Origin of the sequence: Azonexus sp. (genome assembly GCF_047638095.1) — a bacterium.
In the GTDB taxonomy this organism is placed as follows: domain Bacteria; phylum Pseudomonadota; class Gammaproteobacteria; order Burkholderiales; family Rhodocyclaceae; genus Azonexus.
Map to the genome: position 1 here is coordinate 60,505 of NZ_JBLJBW010000011.1, position 9,263 is coordinate 69,767.

General features: G+C 60.6%; 9 protein-coding genes. 5 read left to right on the plus strand and 4 right to left on the minus strand.

Features of this window, described 5'->3' with window-relative positions:
* Positions 1–96: 96 nt before the first annotated feature.
* Entirely contained in the window at positions 97–276 is a 180-nt protein-coding gene (locus ACM62Q_RS04630) for a hypothetical protein (RefSeq protein WP_415034050.1), read from the minus strand.
* A 265-nt stretch (positions 277–541) separates the two neighbouring features.
* Between ACM62Q_RS04630 and ACM62Q_RS04635 the strand changes: the two genes are divergently transcribed.
* Positions 542–1,567 (plus strand): GSU2403 family nucleotidyltransferase fold protein, encoded by a 1,026-nt coding sequence (locus ACM62Q_RS04635; protein ID WP_415034052.1) that lies wholly within the window; start codon positions 542–544, stop codon positions 1,565–1,567.
* A gap of 59 nt (positions 1,568–1,626) precedes the next feature.
* Here ACM62Q_RS04635 and ACM62Q_RS04640 read toward each other — a convergent pair whose 3' ends face one another.
* Positions 1,627–1,845, minus strand: a complete 219-nt coding sequence (locus ACM62Q_RS04640) for a hypothetical protein (protein WP_415034054.1) — start codon at positions 1,843–1,845, stop codon at positions 1,627–1,629.
* 15 nt (positions 1,846–1,860) lie between these two features.
* Entirely contained in the window at positions 1,861–2,592 is a 732-nt protein-coding gene (locus ACM62Q_RS04645) for a hypothetical protein (RefSeq protein ID WP_415034056.1), read from the minus strand.
* 167 nt (positions 2,593–2,759) lie between these two features.
* Here ACM62Q_RS04645 and ACM62Q_RS04650 point away from each other — a divergent pair, with 167 nt between their 5' ends.
* Both ACM62Q_RS04650 and ACM62Q_RS04655 read left to right on the plus strand, forming a co-directional pair.
* Entirely contained in the window at positions 2,760–4,784 is a 2,025-nt protein-coding gene (locus ACM62Q_RS04650) for an HIRAN domain-containing protein (RefSeq protein WP_415034058.1), read from the plus strand.
* Between the two features lie 16 nt (positions 4,785–4,800).
* Positions 4,801–5,772 (plus strand): helix-turn-helix transcriptional regulator, encoded by a 972-nt coding sequence (locus ACM62Q_RS04655; protein ID WP_415034060.1) that lies wholly within the window; start codon positions 4,801–4,803, stop codon positions 5,770–5,772.
* 81 nt (positions 5,773–5,853) lie between these two features.
* Here ACM62Q_RS04655 and gltS read toward each other — a convergent pair whose 3' ends face one another.
* The gene (gene gltS, locus ACM62Q_RS04660) at positions 5,854–7,068 is read right to left on the minus strand and encodes a sodium/glutamate symporter (RefSeq protein ID WP_415034062.1); all 1,215 of its coding nucleotides are present in this window, start codon (positions 7,066–7,068) and stop codon (positions 5,854–5,856) included.
* Between the two features lie 263 nt (positions 7,069–7,331).
* Between gltS and ACM62Q_RS04665 the strand changes: the two genes are divergently transcribed.
* Both ACM62Q_RS04665 and dgt read left to right on the plus strand, forming a co-directional pair.
* Positions 7,332–7,736: an acyl-CoA thioesterase gene (locus tag ACM62Q_RS04665; RefSeq protein ID WP_415034064.1), complete on the plus strand. Its 405-nt coding sequence runs from the start codon at positions 7,332–7,334 to the stop codon at positions 7,734–7,736.
* 28 nt (positions 7,737–7,764) lie between these two features.
* Positions 7,765–9,117, plus strand: a complete 1,353-nt coding sequence (dgt, locus tag ACM62Q_RS04670) for a dGTP triphosphohydrolase (protein ID WP_415034066.1) — start codon at positions 7,765–7,767, stop codon at positions 9,115–9,117.
* Positions 9,118–9,263: the final 146 nt, after the last annotated feature.

A 9,263-nucleotide genomic window follows, 5' to 3' on the forward strand; every position in this document is an offset into this window, starting at 1 on the left:
CGATAGGCAGCTGCTCGCCGCGGTCTGCCGCCTTCGCCAACTGGCGGCCACGCTTGAAGAAGTCTTCTTCCGTTCCGGTCTTGATGGTGAGCTGGGTCATTTTCCGTCCTTCAGGGCAATCCAGTCTTGTTCGAAGCGCTCTTCAGTGTCTTCGAAGCTCACGAACTCGATAGGCTTCACGACACCGAAGTAGTGGCGATGGTGGCCATCATGGGCGTTGTCGTAACCCACGACGCGCCCATTATCGCCGGCATGGATGTTGTGATTGATAGCCAAGTGTCGGCTCCCGCAGTATTGCTCAGATGACTGGTCAACTGGTCGAAATTACGGATCGGATGCGATGCCCGTCGTGCGGCAGCCGCCAGAAACGCCACTGAGTCGTGAAAATTCGCTGGACGCCAGAGAAAATCCTGTCGCGTTTACGTTTGTGCTCGTGCGACTGCGTTGTGGGCGCGGCGGCAGGGGGTTGTCGTGGCTGCCGGATTTGCTAAAGTTACCCAATAAAAAAATTTTTCATTGGGTAACTTTATAGGTAGAGCAAATGGCCGGGTTGTTTCGTCCTCAGGAACTGGCATTTCGCACGCAGTATGCGGAGCTGAAGGAGCGCAGCCTGCTGGCGCATCCCCTGTTGCCTGGTACGCCGGGCACGCTTTATCTGCGCGAGAAGCGCGGGCGCGGCTATTGGTACCGGGTGTATTACAGCGTGCCAGGCCAGCAGGCGGAAACGCTGGTGGGGAGCGAGGAAGATGAGCACGCCCGCAGTGCGATGGCTGAGCAGATCGCTTTCGCGCAGTGGGCGGCGGCGCAGGTGTCGAGTCTGCGCAAATTGGGTTTTCAGGTGGCCGATAAGGTGGTGGCGCGGGTGCTCGTCGAACTGCGCAACCAGGGGGCTTTCGAGGCAGGTTTGGTGCTGGTGGGCACCTTGGCCTATATGGCCTGGCTGAATGAATATGGCGCAATCGCAGTGACGGCGCGCACGCAAGACATCGATCTGGCGCGCCGTCAGCAACTCAAGCTCGCCGCGCCGGTCGGGTTTTTCAAAACCATGCAGGCGATTGGATTGCCTTTCGTTGCGGTGCCGGGGCTGCCGTCGTCACAGCCATCGACCTCGGTCAAATTGCCGGGGGTGCAGGGCTTACGGGTGGATGTGCTGGCACCGGGCAAGCCGCTGGGGCGTATCGTTTGCCTGCCAGAGCTGGCTTGGGCGGCGCAGACGGTTCCGCATTACGACTATCTGCTGGAAAACCCTGAGCCGGCGGCTTTGCTGGCCGGCGGACAATGTATCGCCTTGCGCTTGCCGCAAGCGGCACGGCTGGTTTTTCACAAACTCTACGCCAGTGCGCAGCGCCAGGGTTTTCCAGAAAAAGCGAAGAAAGATCGCGTGCAGGCGGTGACGTTGGCGGCGGCGCTGTGCGAGGAAGATGCAGAAAGCTTGCTCACAGCCTTTGTAGCAGCGCCCGCCGAGATCAGGAAAGCCGTCGTGCGTCAGGCCGATTGGCTACGGCAAGCGTTCACAGCGCACCCGGAAGCAGGAGCGGCGTTTGCGGCGTGCTTGGATACGGGATAGGTCATCCGTCCACCTGCTGCAGCGCAAGTTCGAACGCAGCGGCAAGGTGGGGCGGTGATTCAGGAAAGTAGTTTGCGCAGGAGAGGGCCGATAATTTCCAGCAGCAGCGCGCTGAAAATGATGAAGGGGGCGGCAAAGAACAGCAGGAAGGGTCCCCCGATGACGGTCAGCAGACAGGCGGCAATGAATGAGTCGCTGATTTGCCAGCTCTTGGCAAAGAGCAGGATGCCGCCCAGCCAGACAAGGGCGACGGCAATTTTTTCGCTGTCATCGCTCATGTGGCTGCCGCAGTTTTATACATCGCAGTCATCAGCATCGCTGCCAAACAAGGCATTGCTGATTCCGCAGAGCAGGATGGCGGTGGTGAGCGTGTCCCAGAACCCTGGGCTTTTGGGCTGGGCAGGTCTTGTTGTTACGGATGCTGCCGGTGTACGGGGGCTGGGTCGGGGGGTGCGTCGGGCAGAATGCTGGGCAACCCACTTTGCCAACTCGTCCAGTTCGGGCGCTGGTGTCAATGTCAGGGTGAGTGGCAATTCGACATGACCGGAGCTCGGCAATCCACGGCGCTGAATGGCGGCCAGGGGATCGGCGATGGTGAATACTACTTCGCACAGCCAGTCATGAATTTCGTTCAGTGTGTGCCGATAGGCATTGGCCAGGAGATTGCGCGCGATCACGCCGTCACCGAAGGCGGCCAGGCTGAGTACCTGATGGTAGCCGGCAAGCAATTCCCGGACAGAAGCCTCGAAACGCCCCACCGCGCGATAGACAGCCAAATCGCTAGCGGTTTGGTTGGCGATGACCTCCGGCATCAAATCATTGGTGCGCACGCTCACCAGCTGTATTTGCGCATCGAGCATGGCCAGTATGCGCGCCACCGTGGCGAGCATGTCGGGCACGGGGATGGTCGGTACGAGCTTGTCGTCCAGTGCTGTCCACACATGCTGCGCCACGGCACGCATTGCCTCGCCCAGCACGCTCAGGCGATGGGGCAACAGGGGGGCATCGGGGTGATTTTGTTGCATGTCGCTGCTCCATTGGGGTGACGCCGACAGCTTAGTCAGTGCAGTGGCTCAAAAACTGCGCCACTGAAGCGCAGTTGCAGTGCGCATGATTGTCCGACATGACTGTCCGGCATGGCAGCAGAGCACTGGCGCAGTTTTTGAGCCACTGCGGCTTGTAGCATGCAGGCATGGAAGATTTCGTCCCCGATTCCCCCGGCTTGATGCCGTCGACCGACTTGCCGGATCAGCCGTTTACCGCCTTGCCGCCGCCGGTGCGCGCGTCTCTGTGGCTGACGGCGGAGGAAGTCCGGGCGCACGACGGGCGGCCGCGATTGTGGTTACATCTGCGCGATGGGCGGGTGCTGGCGTTCATGTTGCCCCGCGCGGTCTGGTGTGATGCACAGATCATCGCGCAGTTGGCGGCGGCGGTCGCTGCGGATCAGCGCGGTTTGCTGCACACACTGGAATTACCGGAGTTTGGCAGCGTTCAGCTGCTCTATGCGGCACCGGTGCTGCCGCTGCCGATCGCTGTAGAAATGCCCTACACGCGTAACAGCGAAATACGCGACCGTGGCACACAGCGGGGTTTGGCGCGCCACGATCTGCTGCTGTTCATGCGTGGGCTGGATATCGAGGTACTGGGCCTGCTCGGCAGTTTGTCGTGCATGAATTTTTTGTCATCGGTGCGTAACTACAACCGGTTGGCAGTACTGCCGCCAGGTCAGCACGAGGCGTGGCGCACGCGGCGCTTGCAGGCTTTACGGCGCTTTCTCGGTTTGCTGACGCCTTTGTTGCTGACGGAGCATCGGCATCCCAATGTCTGCAGCGGCAAGCGCCACGCCTGGCGACATCCGGACCCGGCGGTGGAGGCGGCGATCGATAACGGGCGTGATCTGACCGGTGCTTTGGCCGAGCACTATGCAATTTCACGCGCTTTGGTGCGTTCGCCGATGAACGCCGGGCTGTGGGCTGCCGGTTATGAAACACGCGGCTCCATGTTGCGTTTCATCGATGCGCTGCCGGCCAACAAACGCCCGGCCAGCGCTGACGAGATGGAGCGTTATAAGGCGGAATTGCTGGCGTTCAGGAGTTTGTTCACCGGCGATGCGCCCGATGCCGGAGCAGCTGCGCACGTCTCGGCTTTTCACCTGGGCTGGCGTCGCACCTGGGAAATTTGCACCCGGCGTTTTTCGCCGGTGACCCATGCGCTGGTGGATGCCGGTGATTTTTTTGCGGCGGTGCGCCGGCGTGCTGCGGTGTTGCTGAATATGCCGCGCGGGCCGCGCCATGACGCACTGGTTGGCGCGTGGTTGGCACGCCATGGCCTGGTCGGTGTGCTGGCCGCTTCTGCACGCTGGCACCGCTTGCTGCCGCCACTCGAGCAGCCGCTGGCAGATCGGGTATTGCCTGCCGTGTTGGGGGATTGGCAAAACCCCATCGATAGCGGCTGGCGGGCGCAAGAGTTATGCACGGCGGCTGAATTGGTGGCCGAAGGCCAGAGCATGCAGCACTGCGCGGCCACCTATTGGTCCGCGTCTGTGCAAGGCGGGCGGATGTTTTCCCTGTGTTTGAACGATGGGGAACGGGCGACTGCTTTTTATGTGCCTCGTTCGTCCGAGGGCGTCATACCGTACTACTTGGCACAGTTGCGTGGCCCCGCTAATGCGGCAGCCAGCCCGCTGATGTTGGTGTTTGCCGATGCCTTGGCCTGCGCACTCAATGCACCGGAACGTCATGCCGCCCGTGAGCGCGCCGTGCGCTGGGAAAGTACGCTGCTGTGTCAAGATAACAGACGGCAGCACACTGCCTGGCTCGATCCGCAGAGCGAGCGGCAGTTGCAGCATATTCTGAGTGCGCACGAAGGCCCCCAGGAAAACCCTGCGCGTTTATTGATCGCTGCGGTGGCCGGCTACACTTATTACGCGAGTGCACAGCGGGAGGACGGCTTGACTGTCGGTGCGCCTTTGCAGTTGGTGCGCGAGCCTGAAAATCCCCACGACTGCCGGGCGGTACGTCTGGATTGGCGGGCTCAGCCCTTGGGCTATGTGCCGCGCGCGCAGAATGCCCGCATTGCGGCCTTGCTCGATGCAGGTGAATCCTTGTCGGCGTCTATCATCGAAATTGCAGGCCGCCATGAGGATGCCTGGGAGCGGCTGTGGTTTTCTGTCGAGCGAGTGGAAAAAACACATACGGATACGACAATGCCGAATTAGAAAGTACACTGCAGACATGAACCGCACCGAACGTTTTTACCGTATCGATCAGTTACTGCGTGAGCGCCAGGTGGTGCCGCTGGCCGTATTTCTCGATGATCTCGGCGTGTCGCGCGCCACCTTCAAGCGCGATGTGGAATATTTGCGCGAACGTTTGCACGCGCCGATCGAGTGGGATCGGACAGCGGGAGGTTATCGCTTCGCGTCGCAGCAGGCCTCTGGGCCGCGCTATGAATTGCCCGGTTTATGGCTGAATGCCGGCGAGCTTTATGCGCTACTGGCGGCGCATCAATTATTGGCGGATATCGAGCCGGGGATACTCGCAGCGCAGCTCAAACCTTTGCAATTCCGGCTCATGGAACTGCTTGCCGCAGGCGGGCGCAGCGCCGATGCCGTGCTGCGCCGGGTGCGCCTGCTGTCGATCAACCGGCGCAGCGTGGAACCGCGTTTTTTTAGTCAGATTGCGCTGGCGCTGATGGAGCGGCGGCAGATCGAAATCGATGCCTGGAACCGGGGGCGGGACACGCTCGATACACGGGTCGTTTCACCGCAGCGTTTGATCCATTACCGCGACAACTGGTACCTCGATGCCTGGTGCCATTGGCGGCAGGCATTGCGGAGTTTCTCGGTGGATGCCATGCAGCGTGTCCAGCCGCGCAAGGAGGCGGCGAAAGATTTGGATGATGCTGAGCTCGATGCCCATTACGCCAGCGCCTACGGTATTTTTGCCGGCCAGCCCAGCGCTCGGGCGGTGTTGCGTTTCACTGCGGAGCGGGCGCGCTGGGTGCGCTCGGAGCGTTGGCACCGCGATCAGATCAGCGAACTTTTGCCCGACGGCAGCTACCGTCTCAGTGTGCCCTATGCGGACCCGCGCGAGTTGCTGCAGGACATTTTGCGCCACGGGGCGCAGGTGGTCGTTGAAGCGCCGGCTGCGCTGCGTGAGCAGGTGCTTGCCGAAGCACGGAAAATTCTTCGTCGTTATGAATGAGGCGGCGAGGGTTTGAAACGGCTAAGGTTTGAAGCAGCAAAGCGAAAACCCAGCGTGTGGGATTGTCCGCGTGAATCGTGCTCAGCCAAAGAGCTTGATGAACAACTGCAGTACCACGGCATTGATCAGGTCGATGAAAAAGGCGCCGACCATGGGGACGATGAGAAAAGCCTTGTGCGAGGCACCGTACTGGTTGGTGATGGCCTGCATATTGGCCACAGCCGTTGGGGTGGCCCCCATGCCGAAGCCGCATTGGCCGGCGCAGAGCACGGCGGCGTCGTAATTTTTGCCCATGATGCGGAAGGTGACGAAGGTGACGTAGGCGGCAATGACCAGCGTTTGCACGGCAAGGATGATCACCAGCGGCCCGGCCAGACCGGCCAGTTCCCACAGTTTGAGCGAAAGCAGCGCAATCGCCAGATAGATGGAGAGGGCGGCGTTGCCAAAAACGTCAATGGCGCGGTCGAAAACTTCGAAACCACAGGCGTAATCCAAGGTGTTGCGGATCAAAACGCCGCCGCCCAAAGCCCAGACGAAGGTGGGTAGTTGCACGGCGGTGCCGTGGGTCAGCTGGGTCATGAATTCGGCAAAAGCCAGGCAGCCGGCAAACAGGGCCAGGGTTTCGATGGCGGCATCGGCGGTAATCAGGCGTTGTTCGTGCGGAAATTCGAAATTCGGCGTTTGTGCATCGACCGGTACGGCATCGTCGTGGCCTGGGCCGCCGTGCAACTGGTGGCGTTGAATCAGCCATTTCGCCATGGGGCCGCCGATCAAGCCGCCGATGATCAGGCCAAAGGTGGCGCACGCCATGCCGATGGTCATGGCACCGACGATGCCGTGCTGTTCTTCCAGCACCGCGCCCCAGGCACCCGCCGTGCCATGTCCGCCGAGGAGAGTGATGGAGCCGGCAATCAGGCCAATCAAAGGGTCCAGCCCGAGCAGGCTGGCCAGCGCGATGCCGACGCCGTTTTGCACGAAGACAAAAACGGCAATGACGAGCAGAAAAACGACCAAGGCCGAGCCGCCGGCGCGAAGTTTGGCGAAATTGGCGCTCAAGCCGATGGAAGAGAAAAAGCAGAGCATGAAGGCCGTCTGCAAACTGGCATCAAAGGCCGGGCGGTAACCTGTGGCAAGGTTGATGCCATAAGACAAGAGCGCCGCCACCAGGCCGCCGGCCACTGGTTCTGGAATGTTGAATTCGCGTAGAAAACGGATTTTTTGCACCATGAATTTGCCGATCAAAAGAACGACAACGGCAAAAATCAGGGTGTAGTAGGCGCTGAATTGAAGAGTCATGGCGGTAAACAGGGCAGGCCGCAGCCAAAAGTGCGATTTTGCCAGAGGCTTGACGCTGTGCACCTGAATTTGTGTCAAGGGCGGGGTGTTTCAGGGGGCGTTTTTACCCAATGAAAGACACTTTTGTTGGGTAAAAATACCTGCTCGATCATCGCGCTGTGGCAGGCAGATTTTTCTTCTGGCGGGGGACTGCGCTACAGTGTGCAGCTTTGCGGGCGGGTTTGGCCGCCATGGTTTGGATGCTCAGTTGAGGAGTCGGCGTAATGACGACAGAGAAAAAATGCGTGCACACCACGCACATCCCCATCCGTTGGGGCGATATGGATGCTTACGGGCATGTCAATAACACGGTGTATTTTCGTTACATGGAACAGGCGCGGGTGGAGTGGATCGAGGCCATGCAGATTCCGGTGCGCCTGGGCGGCGATGGGCCGGTGATCATCAATGCGGCCTGCACTTTTTTGCGCCCGATGAATTACCCGGGCACGGTGGAGGTGCGCACCTTGATCGGGGCAATCGGGCGTTCCAGTTGCGAAACCTACGTCGAAATGCGAATCGACGGCGAGTTGTACGCTGAAGGCAGCGCCAAGGTGGTGTGGATGAATACGCTCAGCGGTAAATCCGTACCTTTGCCGGACGATGTGCGCGCCCGTCTGGAAGGCGCATGACGCGGCTTGCGAGCGGGAGAATGAGGCCATGAGCCGGAAAAAAATCTGGGAAAAACTGCTCTCCAACGAGCGCCTGGGGGCCGGCCGCGCCCCGGGTTCGGCGGAACGCACGGCCTTTCAGCAGGATTACGACCGCATCGTGTTCACCTCGGCGTTTCGCCGCATGAAGGACAAGACGCAGGTGTTTCCGCTGGCCAAAAGCGATTACGTGCGCACGCGCCTGACGCACAGCCTGGAGGCCAGCTGTGTCGGACGTTCGCTGGGGGCCGTGGTGGGGCGCGAGATCATCGCCCGCCATGGTTTGCGCGAGGTCGAATCGGGCGATTTCGGGGCGATCGTGGCGGCGGCCTGTCTGGCGCACGACATCGGCAATCCGCCCTTCGGCCACGCCGGGGAAGACGCGATCCGCGAGTGGTTTTGCAGTTCCGGTGTGCTCGAGCGGCACGGTTTTTCGCCGGCAGAGCGTGCCGATTTCGAGCGCTACGAGGGCAATGCCCAGGGTTTTCGTATCGTCAGCCGCCTGCAAAGCCCGGCCAACCCCGGCGGTTTACAACTGACCAGCGCAGTGCTGGCGGCCTTCACCAAATACCCGCGCCCCTCGCACTTGGCCACGGAGTTGGCGGGCAAAAGTGGCAAGAAATTTGGTTTTTTCCAGCAAGACGCCGAAAACTTTGCCCGTGTCGCTAGCGCTACCGGCCTCGTCGAGCGCCTGCCCGGTACGGCGTGGCGACGGCATCCGCTGGCGTTTTTGGTGGAAGTGGCCGATGACACCTGCTATCTCATCGTCGATCTGGAAGATGCCGCCCGCTTGGGTTTTGTCGCCTATCGCGATGCCGAGTGCCTGCTCGCCGACCTGGCGGGTCCGGCGGTCAATGGCGAGCGTTTGAATCGTCTGCACGACCCGAAAGAGCGGCTGGAATACCTGCGCGCCAAGGCGATTGGCCGCCTGCTGGAAAGCGCCGCTGCAGTTTTTCTGGAAAACGAAGCGGCCATTCTGGCCGGTGAATTCGACGAGGAACTGCTCGCCCAATCCCCCGTTGGCATACCTTTGCAGGCGGTTTTGAAACTGGCCAAGGAAACCATTTACACCGCCCGCCCGGCGCTGGAAATTGAAACGGCCGGTTTCGAGGTTTTGGGTGCCTTGCTCGCCCTGTTCGTCAACGCCGTCGAAGCCGCCGCCGAGGTGCCCGGCTGCCGCATGAGCACCCGCGAAAAAATGCTGCTACAGCTTTTGCCGCCGCAATTCCTCGCCCACGGCGGCGTGCCGGACGCCAATCCCTATGTGCGCTTGCTGCAGGTGGCGGATTTCGTGGCTGGGATGACGGATTCTTATGCAGTGGATATGTACCGCAAGCTCAAGGGCTTTGATTTACCGGCTTGATGTTTTGGTTCTGGTGGGGGGGGATTTTGATGGAGCGAGGTTTTTTGGCGGCGTTCCTTGATTTACCGCTGGGTTCCGCGCTGCGGCGCGTCTTACTTTTTCTTGCTTCGCCAAGAAAAAGTAAGCAAAAAGAAGGCGACCCCGGT

Excerpts from the sequence above, each read along its gene's own strand:
- ACM62Q_RS04635 (WP_415034052.1), top strand. The coding sequence starts at position 542 with ATGGCCGGGTTGTTTCGTCCTCAGGAACTGGCATTTCGCACGCAGTAT.
- ACM62Q_RS04665 (WP_415034064.1), top strand. The coding sequence starts at position 7,332 with ATGACGACAGAGAAAAAATGCGTGCACACCACGCACATCCCCATCCGT.
- ACM62Q_RS04655 (WP_415034060.1), top strand. The coding sequence starts at position 4,801 with ATGAACCGCACCGAACGTTTTTACCGTATCGATCAGTTACTGCGTGAG.
- ACM62Q_RS04650 (WP_415034058.1), top strand. The coding sequence starts at position 2,760 with ATGGAAGATTTCGTCCCCGATTCCCCCGGCTTGATGCCGTCGACCGAC.
- gltS (WP_415034062.1), bottom strand. The coding sequence starts at position 7,068 with ATGACTCTTCAATTCAGCGCCTACTACACCCTGATTTTTGCCGTTGTC.
- ACM62Q_RS04640 (WP_415034054.1), bottom strand. The coding sequence starts at position 1,845 with ATGAGCGATGACAGCGAAAAAATTGCCGTCGCCCTTGTCTGGCTGGGC.
- ACM62Q_RS04645 (WP_415034056.1), bottom strand. The coding sequence starts at position 2,592 with ATGCAACAAAATCACCCCGATGCCCCCCTGTTGCCCCATCGCCTGAGC.
- dgt (WP_415034066.1), top strand. The coding sequence starts at position 7,765 with ATGAGCCGGAAAAAAATCTGGGAAAAACTGCTCTCCAACGAGCGCCTG.